Annotated in this window: 14 protein-coding genes and 1 pseudogene; all 15 read right to left on the bottom strand. The window is 63.1% G+C overall.

Going from position 1 to position 16,676, the window contains the following annotated elements:
* Positions 1 to 70: 70 nt before the first annotated feature.
* The 15 genes and pseudogenes from ACSQ3N_RS23325 to ACSQ3N_RS23255 all read right to left on the bottom strand — a co-directional run bounded on the left by ACSQ3N_RS23325 (position 71) and on the right by ACSQ3N_RS23255 (position 16,664).
* Positions 71 to 931 carry a hypothetical protein gene (locus tag ACSQ3N_RS23325; RefSeq protein WP_436147582.1) on the bottom strand — a complete coding sequence of 287 codons (861 nt, stop codon included), beginning with the start codon at positions 929 to 931 and terminating at the stop codon, positions 71 to 73.
* 418 nt (positions 932 to 1,349) lie between these two features.
* Positions 1,350 to 1,523 carry a hypothetical protein gene (locus ACSQ3N_RS23320; RefSeq protein WP_436147581.1) on the bottom strand — a complete coding sequence of 58 codons (174 nt, stop codon included), beginning with the start codon at positions 1,521 to 1,523 and terminating at the stop codon, positions 1,350 to 1,352.
* 1 nt (position 1,524) lies between these two features.
* Complete coding sequence (locus ACSQ3N_RS23315) at positions 1,525 to 1,905, bottom strand: deaminase domain-containing protein (RefSeq protein ID WP_436147580.1); 381 nt, start codon at positions 1,903 to 1,905, stop codon at positions 1,525 to 1,527.
* 191 nt (positions 1,906 to 2,096) lie between these two features.
* Entirely contained in the window at positions 2,097 to 2,339 is a 243-nt protein-coding gene (locus tag ACSQ3N_RS23310; protein WP_436147579.1) for a YrhB domain-containing protein, read from the bottom strand.
* Positions 2,340 to 2,438: 99 nt separating this feature from the next.
* Positions 2,439 to 2,714: pseudogene (locus ACSQ3N_RS23305) on the bottom strand (IS5/IS1182 family transposase); the annotation flags it as partial.
* A 36-nt stretch (positions 2,715 to 2,750) separates the two neighbouring features.
* Entirely contained in the window at positions 2,751 to 3,137 is a 387-nt protein-coding gene (locus ACSQ3N_RS23300; protein ID WP_436147578.1) for a DUF6911 family protein, read from the bottom strand.
* Between the two features lie 2 nt (positions 3,138 to 3,139).
* Positions 3,140 to 6,571 (bottom strand): cytidine deaminase-like fold-containing protein, encoded by a 3,432-nt coding sequence (locus ACSQ3N_RS23295; protein ID WP_436147577.1) that lies wholly within the window; start codon positions 6,569 to 6,571, stop codon positions 3,140 to 3,142.
* A complete protein-coding gene (locus tag ACSQ3N_RS23290) occupies positions 6,568 to 7,170 on the bottom strand; it encodes a hypothetical protein (RefSeq protein WP_436147576.1) in 603 nt (200 codons plus the stop codon). The genes ACSQ3N_RS23295 and ACSQ3N_RS23290 overlap by 4 nt, the downstream gene beginning before the upstream one ends.
* Positions 7,167 to 8,393: a hypothetical protein gene (locus tag ACSQ3N_RS23285; protein WP_436147575.1), complete on the bottom strand. Its 1,227-nt coding sequence runs from the start codon at positions 8,391 to 8,393 to the stop codon at positions 7,167 to 7,169. Before ACSQ3N_RS23285 ends, ACSQ3N_RS23290 begins: the two co-directional genes overlap by 4 nt.
* Positions 8,394 to 8,718: 325 nt before the next feature.
* A complete protein-coding gene (locus ACSQ3N_RS23280) occupies positions 8,719 to 9,948 on the bottom strand; it encodes an HDOD domain-containing protein (RefSeq protein ID WP_436147574.1) in 1,230 nt (409 codons plus the stop codon).
* 91 nt (positions 9,949 to 10,039) lie between these two features.
* Positions 10,040 to 11,293 (bottom strand): flagellar hook-associated protein FlgL, encoded by a 1,254-nt coding sequence (gene flgL, locus ACSQ3N_RS23275; protein WP_056172828.1) that lies wholly within the window; start codon positions 11,291 to 11,293, stop codon positions 10,040 to 10,042.
* 31 nt (positions 11,294 to 11,324) lie between these two features.
* Entirely contained in the window at positions 11,325 to 13,301 is a 1,977-nt protein-coding gene (gene flgK / locus ACSQ3N_RS23270) for a flagellar hook-associated protein FlgK (protein WP_436147573.1), read from the bottom strand.
* A gap of 16 nt (positions 13,302 to 13,317) precedes the next feature.
* The gene (gene flgJ / locus ACSQ3N_RS23265) at positions 13,318 to 14,238 is read right to left on the bottom strand and encodes a flagellar assembly peptidoglycan hydrolase FlgJ (protein WP_056173050.1); all 921 of its coding nucleotides are present in this window, start codon (positions 14,236 to 14,238) and stop codon (positions 13,318 to 13,320) included.
* Positions 14,239 to 14,391: 153 nt separating this feature from the next.
* On the bottom strand, positions 14,392 to 15,543 hold the full coding sequence (locus ACSQ3N_RS23260) for a flagellar basal body P-ring protein FlgI (RefSeq protein WP_369817191.1): 1,152 nt from the start codon (positions 15,541 to 15,543) through the stop codon (positions 14,392 to 14,394).
* A gap of 431 nt (positions 15,544 to 15,974) precedes the next feature.
* Positions 15,975 to 16,664 (bottom strand): flagellar basal body L-ring protein FlgH, encoded by a 690-nt coding sequence (locus ACSQ3N_RS23255; protein WP_056172847.1) that lies wholly within the window; start codon positions 16,662 to 16,664, stop codon positions 15,975 to 15,977.
* Positions 16,665 to 16,676: the final 12 nt, after the last annotated feature.

Genomic DNA, 16,676 nt, shown 5'->3' with positions numbered 1-16,676 from the left:
CGGGAAGGGTTTTTGTGTGCTGTGCGCACGATTTTGTGCTGCGTCTTCGAGCTGCGGTTCGAGAGGGCGCTCAGTCCGCTCTGTAAAAGTACGGACTGCTCTTCCGATCGATCATGATCGTCTCGTTGACGATCGTCTTGGTGTCTTGCGATTCTATTTTTAGCAGATCGATGTCTCTGGCGAATCTGTCTCGAACTTCTATCCTGTATTCTCCGCACAATGTCAATATGTTGTTGCAATTATCTAGGTGCGCACGAAAATTTCCAATGTAATTGACACTTCCTGGCTTTAGGTCAACAAAAATCTTGGGAAATGTTCTCAAATCTTGAGAGCTGAAAAGCCCTTTGGGGCGCCCTGCATCCACCATTGCCGTGAGGGACATCGCCTCGGGCCCGGTTCCACTGACTCGTTGTACGTTGATGGCCGATATTTTGTATTTTCCTGGTGGCATTTTGAATGACTGGTGGACGATCCCATACTCATTAGTATCGTAGATGATAAATTGCTTTTCTGCAGAACTATGTCTGTAGATTCGTGTCGAAACTGGAAAGGCAAAGGGACCCAGTTTCTCATCCCGATTTGGCTCCACCTGATCCATTTGCATGCCCCACAGCACGACTTTGGACATGCTGAAGTCGGAAGTTTGGCTCAGCACTATGGTTGCAGCATCAGGCTGATCGTAAATATAAAAGCGTTTTGGAGCGGCACAGCCAGTCAATAAAAGGCTGAGGATAAGGAGTGCAATTTTCATGGTATTGATCTGATGGAAAATGAGCTTCCTGCGTTTTCCAGGGGCAAAATTGGATATTGAACCCTGCTGGTGAAGTAACGCGTATTCTTTGAGGTAAATATTCGCTGGATGCGCAGTTTCTAAAGCGTGTACTGCCCTCTCTCTGCGGTTGACAATGACTGGAGCATTGCCTGCACGCATGGAACTCAAGGTTCCAGTTTTGAAATCATGGCTTGGCCGTCCTCAATAAATGGAAGCCTTTATAGTCATCAAAATTGCTGGGTGAGTGCACGGACACGAGCAGCATCCAATGAACAGTCGGTCTAGCCAGCCTGCTTCCATCACCCGCGCCCATTGTTGGTCGACAGTTGCAACTTCTCGCAACTCGCACGTAGTTCGGAGGCGGGGGGGGTAGCTTGAGTAAACAGTTGACTTCAGCGTCAAATTAACTGAAGGATTTTTAGGTCATGCTGGAATAAAGCAGCTTCTTCTTGAGGAATGTCAGCCAGCAGGCTCTGGAGTGTGTCGTTGGCAAAAATCTCTTTTATTTGCTCTCTGTGATAGTTCCTCGGCTCCCGATGCCACCCTCCACTCAAAACCATGCAAATTACATGTAACATCAGTCGTTCAATTTTTCAATCAAATGAAAATTCATATTCATAAAAACACCGCCTATAATTTCTGCGTGCGGCCGTCCCAGAATCACACCTCGGTCACGGCTGAAATAAAAATAGGCATCCATTGCCCACTGCTTAATTGTTGAATAATTGACTCTTTGTTCATGTAAATTCATGTCATGGTTTCCTGATCGGGGGCACGATGTTTCCACCGTTGTCGAGCACATTTATTGTGATGTTGGGATACTTGGCTTTGAATTGGTCAATGACGTTCGCGCAACTGACACAGGGAGCGCGCTCTGTCAGGAGGTTGATCGTACCAATCGCTGACGTGCTGTTTCCCAATTTGGCGGCAACGTTGTTAAGAATGATCGCTTCAGAATCTGGGCCACGGAATAGCCGATATCCATTCGGCAATGGAACAACTGAGCTTGGAAATGTCTCTGGGACTTGGCCAACAAACCCCAAGTCTCGTTGTTCAGTTGTTGGAGTAGCGATACGGCTGGACGCTGCGATGATCGACTGAATGCCTGGAATACCAATTTCTGCAACACCCATGTTTCTACGGCGCTACCATTCACTGAGTCTCAATTGAGCCGTTTCAACCAACTGGTGTTGCGCTTCGGATTTGAGACCGCCCGTTATATTAATTTTACGATCAGCAAAGTTGCCCCGCAGACCTGCCAGGGCAAACCGGGCTCGATGCCCGGCACGGCCTGTAATCAATGCTCTGCGCGCAGCGCCCAGCTTTAATTCTGCAACGGCGGCAACGCCATTCCTGGTCGATGTGGCCCAATGTATGAGTCGCTATGGCGGAAAAATATCGGCCAATTTCCAACAAGCGAGTCACTAAAATTTCCCGTCATCACAAAGCTTGTAGACTGATACGGGAAATACCACCCTTCCTCATCTTCTAGGATACGCTCATCAAGAATGGTGTACGGCCCCCCTTCTGGCTGAGCTTCAAGCGTGCGGAGATACGTTTCAACCATTTGCCTCGCATTTGCAAAATCGTTGCTCGTGGAAGTATCCCAAATTTAAAGTTTTTGAATGCCTTGAGGTTACTTGGTTCGCCCTGAAAAATCCAATTCTCAGCTGCAAGTAGATCGTTTGTTGAGCGTAGGGGCGATCTGCGCGGCGATAACCGCCTGCATCGACACCCCGAATCGAGCGCAATAAAGCCGCAACGCCGCCACGAGCATGCGCAGGTTGTGCCCGGCGCCGCACATCACCGCGTGCAGTGCGTCGCCCAGCGCGCCCTTGAGCGGGTTGCGGCCCAGCCGCCCATCCATCTTCATGTTCCCAATGGCGGGCTCAATCGCGCTGCGCCTTTTGATCATGGCCTTTAGCTTTCGGGTGATGCTACGACATTAGTATGCCTCCGCCTCGACTCGAATGAACCATCATTCGCTCATCAGATCATCGGACACGGTGCCAGTATCAAAAAACTCATTGAAGGCTTGTCTGACAATCGCGGGATTTTTAAAAATGCAATTGCTGCGCCAAATATCTCCAAGTAGCGTAATCTCGTCCGAACTAAGTTCACTTCTTTGATGCATGCGCACAATCCATTCGTCTTCTGTTTCATAGCCGAAAGTCAGTAAATAATTGCCATTTTCAAATCTGACTTGAATCGACCGACCAAGGCCATGTTCGGTTTCGCCTTCAATGCCAATAACTCCCTTGCCGCCAAGGTTTGCTATCAACTTAGCCTCAACGTCGCTCCACTCAGGATTTCTGATATGGCCACCTGTACCTGCGTCACTCCAAGTTAAAATTAAATCATTCATAATTATCTCGGTTTCAGTCTTGTCATGCCGGGGAACCAGTAGTAGGTCACACCTGCCGCTTCATCGACTATCTGCAACGACTTTAGCCCAGCTGCTTGTGCTGCCGCTGGAATGTCTCCACGACAGAAATCGCACACCCTTTCGCCCTTAACCGTAAGCGTCATATCAGCACCTTTAGCAACCCCGGCGTTAGAAGCTTGCTGAATTACGCCCACCTCTGCGTGAGCAGTGGCCATGTTGCCGTTGACATTTCCAAGACCTTGCGCTTCTCTCGCAGCTACTCTATCGGCTGGCACCAACGTAATTTCTGATGCGTTGGCGGCAGTACTTGGCCTGGCAGTTTGATTTGTATCGATGTATACCTGCCCGTTGACTTTGCCTTCCGCAACAACCTTAATGTTATTCAGATTGGCGCCGCTAGCCGTCAGGGATTCGTTTGAAAGTTGTTCCGCAAGCTTCGGCCCTGTCGCTGAATTCGCAGTCCCGCCGGAAGTCACAGGGGTTGCAATTTCCCCTGCAACTTTGCCTCCCTCACTAGCCCCAGCGTCTGAAGCGGCAAGGCCATCGCCCTCTGGAGTCCGCATGCCTGTCGACGCCTTGCCCCCATGCTGCCCTTCGTAGCGTCCTCCCGCACTGCCCATGCCCAGGGCCATCGCGGCGTCATTCCCTTCGGTGGCCGTCAGCGCTTTGTACTCTATCCAGGCGGGATTGCCAGGGTCTGATCGTCCTCCCGAGCGAACATACGCGTCAGCGGCCAGCGGTGAAGTGATGTCGCGCTTCTCACGTTGCGCCTGCTCCACGTAGGGCTTGGCTTGCGCATAGGTCATCTCCCCCTTTTCGACCTTGTTCAGCAGTGCTTTGGTATAGAGATCCAGCCCGTTCGCCGCTTCTACTGCCTGCGCGCGAATCGTGTCGCACGCAGTGCTTCGCGTACCAACACAGTTGCCCAGTTCTGCTTGCCGATTGGAGTCGAGTTGGTTGAGTGCATCGCGTTGTGCGCATGCTGACGAGTTGCCTGCATCACAGGCTTTTTGGGCCGCGACCCGGCTATTGATTTCCTGGTGTTTGAGGTAGTTGTTGGCAAACGCGTTCTCAGCCCCGCTTTGCCCGATGCCGAAGTTCTGCTGGACCTTGTCGGGCTTGCCGCCGACCAGGGCGTCTGCTGCGCCACCGCTCAGGCCCGCGAAGAAGGTGGAGGTGCCATCAATGCTGCCCCCGGCGTTGGCAAAGCCTTGCAGCACGGGGTTGGGATTGGCGCTGTTCAGGTTGGCATGCACCTGCTGGCCCGCCCAGTCTCCGACCACAGCGCCGACCGCGCCCGTGCCGCAGCCGCTGCCCGAGCGCGCGGCCACGGCGCCGCTCACGCAGCCCCAGGCCGCGTGGCCAGTGTAGTTGAGCCCGCTGCCGGCGCTGTAAGTGTCTCCAACGGCGCCTGCGACCTGGGCGCCGACGGCCTGCATGCCTGCGCCCACGCCGGCGTTCAGCAGGTTCTGCCCGAAGCTGCCTCCGCCCGCGACGGTGGCACCGGCGGCGTTGGCCAGCACGTTGAAGGACCGGTTGATCAGGCTCTCGGAATTCGTGAAGCCCAGGCCCGGCGCCAGCATGTTGACCGCGACCGACACCAGGCCGCCCTGCATGGCGCGGCCTGCGGCCTTCAGGCCCTGGCTCACGCTGCCGGTGGCGATGCCGGTGCTCAGGAACGCGCTGGTGGTGGTTGCTGCCATGGTGCCCAGCCCGGTGGCCATGGCGCCCCCCACGGTCAGCGATGTACCGGCGGTGCCGGCCACCACGGTGGCGCCTGCAGCACTGGTTGCCGTGGCGCCAGGGATGAGGTTGGCCAGCCAGCCGCTGACCGCCGGCCCGATGAAGAACGCGGCCACGGCTGCCACTACTACCGCTGCCAGTTGCTTGAACAGGCTTTTCTTGGGCGGGGGCATCAGGCTGTCTTCGTAGGCGCGCTTGAAGCGCTGCTCGGCCAGGTCGCGCGCCTCGCGCCAGCCGGCATCGCCTTCCTTGAGCTGGCCTTGGGCCAGGCTGCGCAGGCTTTGCTCCTGCTGCGCATCGCAGCTCTTGCAGTACAGGTTCAGGCCTTGCTGGAAGAGCTCGCGGTCGCCCGCGCCTTGCAGCTGCAGCTTCTGCGCCTGGTAGTGCGCCGACTCGCGGTTGTGCACGATGGCGGTTTCGTACTCCACATGCTGCGCCCATGCGCGGCTGAAGGTGCGTTGGGCCAGGGCCTGGGCGGCTTCGTAGCCAGGGTCTCCGGGCTTGAGGGTGCCGCTGCGCAGGGCATCGAGCGTGGCCCGCTCGGCCGGCGAGCTGACGTGCGCATACAGGTCCACGCCCTGCATGAACAGCGCGCGGTCTTCCTCGAATCCGGCAAAGTTGATGCCCGCGCTGGCCTGCAGGCCCTTAGCGTGCTGGCTGGTGGCCTTGGCCAGGTTCTGCCCCACGATGGCGTTCTGGCGTGGGTTGATGTCGCCGTTATCCGACTGCGCGTTCATGAACGAGGCAGCGAAGTGGGGGTTTTTCTTGAGGTCGAAGGCGTGGGCTTGCCCGCCGGGCATCACGTAGCCCAGTTCGACGCCACTGTGCGGGTTGAACGCGCCGAACAGGTTCTGGTGCAGTTGCTGGGCGCCGTCGGCGGCGCATTCGCCCATGGCGATGCAGTTGGAGTTGCCCGCACCGGCGCCGCCAGCGCCGGGCCCGGTGGGGATGCGGTGCTTGGAGTAGAAGATGGGCGAGCCCAGCAGCGTGGAGTTCTGCAGCTGGATGGCGTTGAAGTTGGCCACGACTGCGGTGTTTTGCACCGATTCGACGCTCTCTGAGATGACGACGCCCGCTGCGCCTTGGCCACTGGGCAGGGCGGCCTGGAACACGGGGGTGTTCAGCAGCGCGTCAGAGCCGAAGATCGACAGCCCGCCCTGAGGCTGTGTGGTGGCGGCCACGCCGCCAAGCGCAGCGTAGTCGGCCAGGATCTGGTCGTAGGCGGCCATGTTGGCCGCTGTGTGGGCATTGGGCGTGCTGACGTTGGCGTAGGGGTTGGCGCCCACGTACAGCGTGTTGATCTGCGATGCGGCTTGCTGGGGCGTGAGGTTTAGCGCGGTGGCCATGTCGGCCAGCGACGGCTGCACGTAGTTGGGGTCGGTGGTGTTACTCAGCGCGAAAGCGCTGACGGTCCACACCGAGATGTTCATCAGGGTGTGCAGGCCCTGGTGCGGGTTGGGCGTGATGATGCCGTTTTGCAGGAAGGTGCCATTGGCGGTGAAGCCGGTCTGGGGCGCGCCGTGGGGCCCCCAGATGATGGGGCGCACGACCTGTGCGAAGCTGGCCGTGTGCACGGACACGAGCAGCACCCAGATGAGCAGGCGGGCCAGCCAGCCTGCGCGGCCGCTGCTTTGTTCACGGCCTTGTGCGTTGCGCAGAGCGCTCGTCATTGCGCCAGCGCCTTTTGCACTGCGTCTTCCAAGAGCGGCTGCAGGCCCTTCATGATGCCTGGCACCTGCTCGAACATCACCCGCGCCGATTGCTGGTTGACCAGTTGCATCTTCTCGACCACCCGCACGTAGTCTGGGTCCTGGTAGAGCTTGATGAGGCGGTACACATCGGCCTGGTCGAGCTGGCTTTTGTAGATGCTGATGTAGCTCGGCTTGAGGGTCTCCCAGCTCAGCTTCTCGCGCAGCAGCTGGACGACTTTGGGCACGACCTGGTCGACGGCGGTCTGCTGGGTGCGGGTCAGCGGCTTGCCGCCGTTGTAGCGGACCATGTCGGCGGTGACCTGCTGGCGGATCTGTGCCTCCATGCCGGCCAGCGCCTGCTCCAGCGACTTCTGGGCGCCGTTGACGGACAGCAGTTTCAGCACCGAGGCGTCACTGGCAGCCTGGGCCGCGGCAGGGCCTGGCGCCATGCCCGCTGCTAGGCATGCAGCCAGTGCCAGGACGGTGGATGCGCCCATGCGCCGCAGGTGGTGGGAGAGGCGCAAGAGGCGCACGAGGCGCGGAATGCGGTGGATGCGATGGATGAGGCCGGGCATCATGGCTGCTCCGCGCGTTCAGCGGCTGCCAGCGGGGAGCGCAGGCCCACGTCCTTGAAGTTGACCAGAAGCCCCTGTGCGTCGCGCACGGTCTCCTTGGTCTCCAGCGGGCCGACCCACATCAGGTAGTGTTCGCGGTACTGGGCTTCGTTGCTGGCCTGCTGCGGGCGCAGCACGTTCTTGCCTTCGCGGTCGAAGGCCATGATTTCAAAGCTGGTCTCGGCCTTGACGGTTTCGTTGTTGTAGACCATGGCATCGAACCGGCTGCGCACGATGCCGAAGATGTCCACTGTCACGTAGACCAGGACGTCGGCCGAGGGGTCGTTGGGCGTGGTGGGGACCACGCCGCTGAGCAGGAAGTAGTTGCGCACCAGCCCCATGAGCAGGCTGGCGTCGCTCTTGGGCACCGGGAAGTTCTGGTACTCGCCCAGGCCCCTGTATTGCAGGGAGGCCGTGTTGTCGCGCCGGTTGCCCTGGCTGCTGGTGACGCTGGTGACGGCTGCGGGCGTGATGGCTTCGCGCTGGTAGTTCTGGCCACCCGCAGTGCGGCTGTTGCCGGTGCTGTTGGTGTTGCTGTCGGAGTTGGTGCGCCCGCTGGAGTTGGTGGTGCTGGTGCTGTTGGTCGTGCTGTTGGAGCTGCCGCTGGTGCTCGAGCTGTTGTTGTCGGTCTGGCTGTAGTTGGTGGTGGTGGTCGTGCCGCCCGTGGTGCTGGTGCTGGTGCCTATGCTGCTGCTGGTGCCGCTGGTGGAGCTGTTCGATGTCTCGGCCGTCTGGCTGGAGCTCACGGTGTTGCTGGTGCCAGTCTGCAGGGTGGTGCCGGTGGTGGTCGAGGCGCCGCCCGAATTGGTGTTGGTGTAGTTGGTGCCGCCTTCGGCGAGGTTGTAGACCTGGAAGGCGTTCACGGTGCTGCTGACGGGGCTCATGGCGCTGCCCACGCTGAAGAGCAGGCCGGGGCTCCAGCGTCCGCCGGAGAGGTTGCCGCCCCCCTCGTCGGCCACCAGGTCGAACACGAGCGCTGCACGCATGCCCTTCAGGCTGGAGATGTCCAGGTCCTTGAGCGAGGAGCGGATGCTGGCCGATACCAGCCGCTGTTCGGTGGCGAAGCGCTTGCCGCCGCCGTGAGAGGGTATGCCCGTGAGGGTGCCGCAAGCGGTGAGGGATAAGGCACAGGCGGCAGCGAACAGCCTGCAAACACGGATTGCAGAAAAATGAGAGCAAGAAAGCATTGTCTGACGCGGCTTCTAAGGTGCCGAACAAGTGGATGAGGGTGTCCGGCCCTGTGAAGGAATTCTTTCCTTCGCTGCCCCGCAGGGGTGTGCTCAAAAGCTACTTCATCGTTCCGGTCAATAAAAAATTGTATTGATATGTTGCAAAATTTGGACCGCGTTTTGCACGCCATAACGGCAGAAAATCAATGCATATGAATCAGCGAGAGGGTTGCCAATTTGGGTGACTCCTGCTGGTGCGTCCACGCCCGCACAAGGCCGAATAACGCGCGCACCGCCGCCACCGGCCGCCGGCCCCATGCGTGGCGGCCGGCGGTGCGCAGGCCTACTTGCTGCGTTCGACCTCGAGATCGGCCAGCACCCGCAGCAGCGCGCGGTTGACTTCCTCGAGGTCCATTTCGTGCGTCTCGCACAGCTGGCGGATGGCGCTGGCGTCGTCGGTCTCCAGTGCGCAGGCCATCTGCAGGCCCGCGGCGTAGGGGCCGGTGTGCAGCACGGTGGCGTCGTAGATGCGTTCGGACAAGGGCAGGCGGCGCAGGATGGTGCCCAGGGGCTCGCCCATCAGGTCGTCGATCTGCGACAGGAGGCCGCACAGATAGATCTCGCGGCGCAGGTCGTTTTCGATGCCGGCATCCAGCAGGTGCGCCGTCAGCTCGGCGCGCATCAGCATGGCCTCGCGCACGGGCTGCATGTTGGGGTCGGTGCTGGCGTGTGGCAGCTGGTCGGACAGCCAGCGCTTGATGGAGCCGTAGCCCATCATCACCAGGCCCCGGCGCAGCGAGTCGATGCCCGTGCGCAGGCCCAGCGCCGCCGAGTTGGTGTAGACCATGAAGCGGTAGGCCAACAGCGGGTCTTCGCCCATGATGGCTTCAAACGTCTCGAGCGACTGCTCCGCGTCAATGGCCTTCATGAGCTTGAAGATCACCGCGTGCGACGGCTGCTGGGGGTGGTGGCGCAGGCTGTAGAGCACGTCTTCGGCGGGCCAGCCGGCCAGCGCCATCGCGTTGTGCTCGTCCAGGCAGCGCTCCATCAGGGCGCGGCTGGCGATGCCTTCGTACATCTGACCGGCCAGGATCGGCGGGCCCGAGCGCGCGCCCGCGGCTCCGGGGCGGCCAGGGGCAGGGGGCTTCAGGGCCGCCACCGCGTCTTCGGGCCGCAGGCTCAGCAGGCTGTTGTCAAAGCACTGTGCCACGTCGGGCTCGGGCAGCTTGCCCAGCTCGCCGCGCCACACCAGCCGCAGGCCGCGCTGGTGGGCTGCCATCACGCGGGTGTAGATGGCCGAGTCGGCCAGCCACTCGCCGCGCACTTCGATCCACGGTGCGCCGCGGGGGGCGTGCTCCAGCATGTCGCACAGCAGCTGGCGGTTCTGGGGTGACAGGAGGATGGGCGGGGAGCTGGCGGACCAGAGCTCCTGCAGCGTGCGCAGCAAATGCGCCGCGTCGACCACCACCGACGCATCGTTGTGGGCATAGAGCTGGATGCCCGCGAGCTTGCGGGCCCGGCTCCACAGGGGGCGGTAGCCCAGAATCAGGCTGCCAAGGACAGATTGGACCATGTGCTCTCAGGCGTTGTCTCATGGGGTCTGTTCCCCAGCATTCCCCGGCATCCCCGGCTTGGGGATGCGTGGAGCCGTGGGCAGACCCGCGTTAGCTGATGAAATTGAACAAGGACAGCTTTTGAACCTGCGCGTAGGACTTGAGTGCAGCCTCATAGCCGACCTGCTGGTTCTGGAAGTCCGATATCCCCTGGATCATATCGAGATCCTCCGCCCGTGACCGGTCGCCTTCAAGCTGCACGGACCGCTTGTCCTGGTCGCCCGTGATGCGGTCCGCGCGGTTGAGCAGCTCGCCTGCATAGCCGCGCATGTTGTGCATGCGTTCGAGGCCGATGTCCATGTTGCCCAGTGCCTGCCCCACGGCCTGCGCTGCGGCATTGCTGTCCGGGGCGTTGCGGATGTCGCGGATGGCGGCGTCCATGGCGCTGAACATGCTGGGGCTGGGCGCCAGCGTGATGGTGTCGCCGTTGGCCGGTGTGCCCTTGATGTCAAAGGTCAGCCCCGGGATGCTGGCGACCGTGACGTTCATGGGCTTGTCGGACGGGAAGTCCGGCACCGTCACCGGGGCCGACACGGCGCCCGTGGTGGTGTTGGTGATGGTGTAGGTGGCCGTGGTGGTGCCCGCCGTGGCGCCGGGGCCGACGGCGCTGAAGGCGATCGAGTAGTTGTTGCCGGTCACCAGGCTCGGGTTCACCGGGGTGATGGCCGTGGTGTTCAGAAAGCGGCTGCTCGGAATGGCGCTCACGCCGGCGGTGTACACGCCGTCGCGCTGCGGGTCGAACATGAAGGCGGCCTCGCCGTCCAGCGTGCCGGGGATGGTCACGCCAGAGCTGGCCGCCTGGCCGGGCAGGCCGTTGAAGCCGTAGTCGGGCGAGCTGCTCAGCGGGCCGAGGAAGGGCGCCAGGGCACTGCCCAGCGCGCCCAGCAGCGGAATGCCGTTGGTGTCCTTGCGGTTGGCCACCTCCACCATTTGCTCGCGCAGGCCCTGCAGCTGGTTGGCAATGGTGGCGCGGTCGTTGGGCGTCAGGGCGGCGCTGCCGGCGTTCACCACCAGCTCGCGGAAGTTCTGCACCAGGTCGACCGCGTCTCCCAGCGCGGATTCGGCCTGGGCGATGGCGTTGCGCTGTGTTTCCAGCGCGCGCTGCTCGGTCTGGATGCGCGACAGGCGGTTGATGGCGCGCTCGGCCTGCGCGGCCGACACGGGGTCGTCGCTGGCGCGCACCACGCGTTTGCCGGAGGTGAGGTTCTCCTGCAGGTTGGACAGGTTGGTCTGCCGCGTGCCCAAATTGCGCAGGGCGTTGTCGTACATGTTGGCGGTGCCAATGCGGTAGATGCTGCTGCTCATGGGAGGCTCCTAGCTCTGTACGGTGCGGTCATCAGCGGCCCATGCCCTGGATCAGCGAGTCGAAGATGTTCTGCGCGATCTGGATCATTTTGGACGATGCCTGGTAGGCCTGCTGGTATTGGATCAGGCGGGCGGCCTCTTCGTCCAGGTTCACGCCCGAGATCGCGGTGCGGTCGCGCTCCAGGTTGGAGGCGATGGTGGTGGACAGCTCGGCCGCGAACAGCGAGCTTTGCGTGCGGGTGCCCACCTGCGCAATGGCGCCGGCGTAGCCGTCCGAGAGGGTGGATTCGTCGAACATCTTCACGTCGCGCAGGCCCATCAGCGCGCTGGCGTTGCCCGAGTTGCGGGTGAAGGTGTCGCCGTACTGCGGGTCGGACGCATTGCCGATGACGACCGTGTCGCCGGTGTTGGGCGTGCCCTGCAGCTTGATCTCCCACCCGTTGATGGTGATGGGTGCACCCGGCGTGTAGGGCTGCGCGGCCGCCACGGTGGTGGGCGGCGCGGTGCCGCGGTCGAGCACGTCGTACGTGGTCGGCGGGCCGGCAGTAAAGCGCAGCTGGATGCCGCCCAGGATGGGGGGCACGGCAGCCGCGTTGGCGTTGGGCGGCAGCACCAGCCCGGGCGGGTTGGGCAGGCCGGTGGCCTTGAGGCCCGCCAGCTGCATGGTGCCGCCGTTGGACGTGCCCATGGCCGCGTTGACCGGGTTGGCCACGGCCAGGTCGCGCGGCGAATACACCAGCGCCTGGATGTTGCTGGCGGCCGTGCTGAACGGCTTGAACAGCATGCGCTCGCCCGGGTTGCCCGGCGTGGTCAGGTTGAAGTTGAGCCCGTCGATCTGCAGCGTGGCCAGGTTGGCGGCGCTCGTGAACGCAGTGGCCTTGCCATCCGACAGGCGCACTACCTGCCCGGCGGTGCCGGTGGTGAAGCGGATCTCGTAGTCCGACGCAGCGAACTGCGTGGGGCCGGTGAACGACACCGATCCCACGCCCGCACCGTTCGTGTGGCCGGGCATGCTGGTGGGCAGCGAGAACAGGTCCTTGCCCAGCGCGCCGTCGAGCGTGAGGCCCAGGTTGTGCTGGTCGTTCATCGTCGTGCCGATGGCCATGGCCATGCGGCCCAGCAGGTTGCGGCCTTCCGCCAGATCGGTGTTGTTGAAGCGCAGCAGGCCCGACATCGATCCGCCGCCCAGCACGTTCTCGTCCATCTCGATGGACGGCGAGCCCGGGCGGTTGAAGAACAGCTTGATCTGCCCGCTGCCCGGGAAGGCGGTGGCGTCGTCCACCGAGAGGCTGGTGGCGGTGGTGCCCAGCACCAGCGGCTGGCTGCCCGCCACGAACAGGCCCACGGTGCCGTCGTCGGCGGGGATCTGCGTGGTCTGGATGTACTGGTTGATGTCGCGGATGACCTGGTCGCGCTGGTCGAGCAGGTCGTTGGGCGTCTGGCCGTTGCCCTTGGCGCGGGCGATCTGCTCGTTGATGCTGGCCATCTGCTTGGCCAGGCTGTTCACGGCGGTGACGCTGCTGTTGAGCTGCTCGGTGACGGTGTACTGGATTTCGGTCAGGCGGTCCGCGGCCGAGCGCATGCGCGCAGCCGTTTCGTCCATGCGGGTGAGCACCACGGTGCGGGCGGTGATGTCGGTGGGCGCGCTCACCACGTCGGAGAATGCGTTCATCATGTCGTTGATGGCTGCGCCCAGGCCGGCGGTGCCGCCGCTGAAGACTTCCTGCAGCTGGCGCAGGCGCTCGGCCCGCACGATGTCGGACGCCTGCACCGAGCCGGCCGTAGCCGACTGGCGCGTGAGCAGCTCGCTCTGGTTGCGCAGGATGGTCTGCACGTCCACACCCTGGCCGATGTAGCCGCCGCCGGTGAACTGGCCCTGCACGGTCTGCAGCGCCACGGTCTGGCGCGAGTAGCCGGGCGTGTTGACGTTGGCGATGTTGTGGCCCGCCGTTTGCAGGGCCACCTGGTTGGCCAGCAGCGCGCGGGCGCCGACGTTGAGCAGGCTCATGGCTTACCTCGCGTTGTCATGCTTGGGCACGTTGAGTGCGCAGCGCGCTGTTGATGGCACCGCTGAGCTTCTTGGCGTAGTCGGGGTCGGTCGCGTAGCCGGCCTTTTGCAGCTCGGCGGCGTAGGCCACGGCCGAGCCGGTCTTGGCGGTGGCCTGGGCTTTTTCGTAGCGGGGGTTGTCGTTGATCAGCCGTGCGTAGTCGCGGAAGGAGTCTTCGTACGAGTCGTAGGCGCGGAACTTGGCCGTCACCTTTTGCGGCTTGCCGTTGATGAATTCGGTGGTCGTGATCTCGGCGACCTTGCCCGTCCAGCCCTTGCCGGCCTTGATGCCGAACAGGTTGAACGAGTTGGAGCCGTCCTTGTGGCGGATCTCGCTCTTGCCCCAGCCGGTTTCATGGCCGGCCTGGCCGAGCATGAAGCTGGCCGGAATGCCGCTGTCCTGCGCCACGCGCTCGGCGGTGCCGGACAGATGCTGCACAAAGCCTTCGCGGCCCTTGGGCGCCTGGATGGTGGACTCGGCCGGCGCGCTGCCCGAAGCCGCGGCAGCGCCGGGCAGCGAGCGCTGCAGGCTCAGCGTGGACGGTACGGAGAAGTTGGTGTCGGCCCCGCCCATCTGGCGCGACAGCTGGCGCGCAATGGCTTCGGACAGCCCGCCCTGCATGCCGGCCATGTTCACCGACAGCTGCTGGTCCAGCATGTCCTGGCCCAGGTCGGCCTGGCCGCCCTCCATCAGGCCCGACTTCATCGTCGCGTCGCGCATGCTCTTGATCAGCTCGCGCATGAACAGCGATTCGAACTGCTTGGCCACCTCGCGCGTGGTCTGCGCGTTGTTGGCCGTGCCCGCGTCGTACTTGAGCGAGTTCAGCGAGCGGATGTCCACCGCCAGCGCGTTCGACTTGCTGGTGGTGCTACCGGACGAAGGGAGGGTGAGGGCCATGGTCAAGCCTCTTGCGTTGGGCTACCCACTGGCCGTGAATCGGGCGCGGCGCAGGCCAGTGCACCCGTGGAACTGGCTTTGCCAGGCCACCGGGTGCGTCCCCATCCCGAAGGAGAGGGGGAAGGCGCGAAGCGACTCAGGGGGTGCTTCATGTCAAATCACTTCCAGTTCGGCGTTCAGGGCGCCCGCGGCCTTGATGGCCTGCAGGATGGCCAGCAGGTCGCCGGGCGTGGCGCCCAGCGAGTTGAGCGCCTTGACCACGTCCGCCAACTGGGGCGACGACGGCATCTGGATGATGTTGCCCGGCTCCTGGTTGATGCGGATGTCGCTTTGCTGCGCCACCACGGTCTGCCCTTGCGAGAGCGGATTGGGCTGGCTGATGACCGGGGTGGAGCTGATGGTGATCGACAGGTTGCCGTGTGCGATGGCACACGGGCCCAGCGTGACCGCCTGGTTGAGCACCACCGATCCGGTGCGGGCATTGATGACCACCTTGGCGGCCGGTGTCATGGCTTCGAGCTGCAGCTCTTCCAGGTCGGCGATGAAGCCGACGCGGGCACCCGGGTCGATGGGCGCGCGGACCTGCACGGTGCGGCCGTCGAGCGCCGTGGCCAGGCCGTTGCCCAGCTTGCCGTTGATGGCCTGCGCCACGCGGCGCGCCACCTGGAAGTCGGAGGCATTGAGCCCCAGGTTGATGGTGGCGCCTTCGTTCAGGGGGGTGGGCACGGCCCGCTCGACCTGTGCGCCCTGCGGCACGCGGCCGGCGCTCAGGTGGTTGATCTGGACCTTGCTGCCGCCGGCGGAGGCGCCTGCGCCACCGACCACCACGTTGCCCTGGGCCAGCGCGTAGATCTCGCCATCGGCACCGCGCAGGGGCGTGACGATCAGCGTGCCGCCCTTGAGCGACTTGGCGTTGCCCATGGAGGACACGTTGATGTCGATCATCTGCCCGGGCTGCGCAAAGGCCGGCAGTTGCGCCGTGACGATCACGGCCGCCACGTTCTTGAGCTGCAGCTGGTTGGCCGCGCCGGGCGGCAGGCTGATGCCCATCTGCTGCAGGTAGTTCGACATCGCCTGCGTGGTGTAGGGCATCTGCGTGGTCTGGTCGCCAGTGCCGTCCAGGCCCACGATCAGGCCGTAGCCCGTCAACTGGTTGCTGCGCACGCCTTGCACCGCAGCCACTTCCTTGATGCGCAACGCATGGGCGGGCAGCGCCACCCCAGCGGCCACCAGGGCCAGCAGCAGCCAGAGAGCGCGCGAAGTGCGTGGCAGGAAGGAGTGGGACAAGGCTTTCATGGCATCGATTGTGGTCGGCCCCGCCAAGAACTAAAACCCAAAAAGAAGCGGGTTCACCGGCTTATTGCGTGCGTTCCCGGGCGGGTGGGGCGCGGCCAGTGGCGCGCGGAAAACCAGGCAGACGCTGGTGCCGCGCTACGAAAAAGAATTTGAATAAAAACAGCCTCTACCGCTTGATGAATAAGCGCTAGTAGCTATAAATTGTGTAGCAATGATGGTGTGGGGCACGACAGCGCCCAGACGCACAGGGTCTCCATGCCCCCGGTATTGGAGCCCGGGCGCATCCCGAACCCGCATTCGTAAAACCTGGCGCGCCCCAGGCGAGGGCCGCCGCGCAAGGGCCGCCCCGCCGCGCTGGCGGCGTCCCCCTCCCGTAGCGCGCAGCGCGTAGAGAGAGGGGGAAGGCGCGCAGCGCCTCAGGGGGTGAAATTCCAGAACTTCTAGAACGGCGTGACGGTATTGAAGATCCGGTTCATCCACCCCATGGCCTGGGCTTCGTTCTGCGCCCCGCGGCCGCGCGATTCGACGCGCACGTTGGCCACCTGGGTGGAATTCACGATGCTGCCGGGCTGCAGGGCGCGCGGATCGATGGTGCCCGAGAAGCGCAGCACGTCCACGTTCTGGTTCACGCCGATCTGCTTTTCACCCGTCACGACCAGGTGGCCGTTGGGCAGCACGTCCACCACGGTGGCGGTGATCGAGCCGGTGAAGGTGTTGGCGCTTTCGGTGCCGCCCTTGCCGGAGAAGGTGTTTTCCGAGCCCGCGCCCAGCGTGGTGACGTCGCTGAGCGACTTCTTCACGAAGGGCAGGTTGGTGATGCCGGCCTTGGCGTTGGAGGTTCGGTCCACGGTGGATGTGGACTTCTGGCTGGCCGTCACGTTCTCCACGATCATGATCGTCACGTTGTCGCCCACCAGGCGTGCACGGCGGTCTTCGAACGCAGGCCGGTAGCTGGCGTTGTGGAACAGGCTGCCGGTCACCGGTGGCGGTGTGCGCTGCACTGCGGCGATGGGCGGCGGCGTGGTGGGCAAAATGTCCACGGGCGGGGGCGGCGACATGGTGGCGCAGCCGGTGAGCACCAGCGCGCCGAGGGCGGCAGGCAGGGCGAGAAAGCGGTTGAACTGCAGCATGGCAAAGGCTCC

Origin of the sequence: Acidovorax sp. LjRoot194, from assembly GCF_964253015.1 — a bacterium.
In the GTDB taxonomy this organism is placed as follows: domain Bacteria; phylum Pseudomonadota; class Gammaproteobacteria; order Burkholderiales; family Burkholderiaceae_C; genus Acidovorax.
The sequence above is the reverse complement of the archived record's forward strand: the minus strand, read 5'-3'. Positions and strand labels throughout refer to the sequence as shown.

Excerpts from the sequence above, each read along its gene's own strand:
- ACSQ3N_RS23295 (WP_436147577.1), bottom strand. The coding sequence starts at position 6,571 with ATGACGAGCGCTCTGCGCAACGCACAAGGCCGTGAACAAAGCAGCGGC.
- flgL (WP_056172828.1), bottom strand. The coding sequence starts at position 11,293 with ATGAGCAGCAGCATCTACCGCATTGGCACCGCCAACATGTACGACAAC.
- ACSQ3N_RS23300 (WP_436147578.1), bottom strand. The coding sequence starts at position 3,137 with ATGAATGATTTAATTTTAACTTGGAGTGACGCAGGTACAGGTGGCCAT.
- ACSQ3N_RS23310 (WP_436147579.1), bottom strand. The coding sequence starts at position 2,339 with ATGGTTGAAACGTATCTCCGCACGCTTGAAGCTCAGCCAGAAGGGGGG.
- ACSQ3N_RS23285 (WP_436147575.1), bottom strand. The coding sequence starts at position 8,393 with ATGCTTTCTTGCTCTCATTTTTCTGCAATCCGTGTTTGCAGGCTGTTC.
- ACSQ3N_RS23325 (WP_436147582.1), bottom strand. The coding sequence starts at position 931 with ATGCGTGCAGGCAATGCTCCAGTCATTGTCAACCGCAGAGAGAGGGCA.
- ACSQ3N_RS23280 (WP_436147574.1), bottom strand. The coding sequence starts at position 9,948 with ATGGTCCAATCTGTCCTTGGCAGCCTGATTCTGGGCTACCGCCCCCTG.
- ACSQ3N_RS23320 (WP_436147581.1), bottom strand. The coding sequence starts at position 1,523 with ATGAATTTACATGAACAAAGAGTCAATTATTCAACAATTAAGCAGTGG.
- flgK (WP_436147573.1), bottom strand. The coding sequence starts at position 13,301 with ATGAGCCTGCTCAACGTCGGCGCCCGCGCGCTGCTGGCCAACCAGGTG.
- flgJ (WP_056173050.1), bottom strand. The coding sequence starts at position 14,238 with ATGGCCCTCACCCTCCCTTCGTCCGGTAGCACCACCAGCAAGTCGAAC.
- ACSQ3N_RS23290 (WP_436147576.1), bottom strand. The coding sequence starts at position 7,170 with ATGATGCCCGGCCTCATCCATCGCATCCACCGCATTCCGCGCCTCGTG.
- ACSQ3N_RS23255 (WP_056172847.1), bottom strand. The coding sequence starts at position 16,664 with ATGCTGCAGTTCAACCGCTTTCTCGCCCTGCCTGCCGCCCTCGGCGCG.
- ACSQ3N_RS23315 (WP_436147580.1), bottom strand. The coding sequence starts at position 1,905 with ATGGGTGTTGCAGAAATTGGTATTCCAGGCATTCAGTCGATCATCGCA.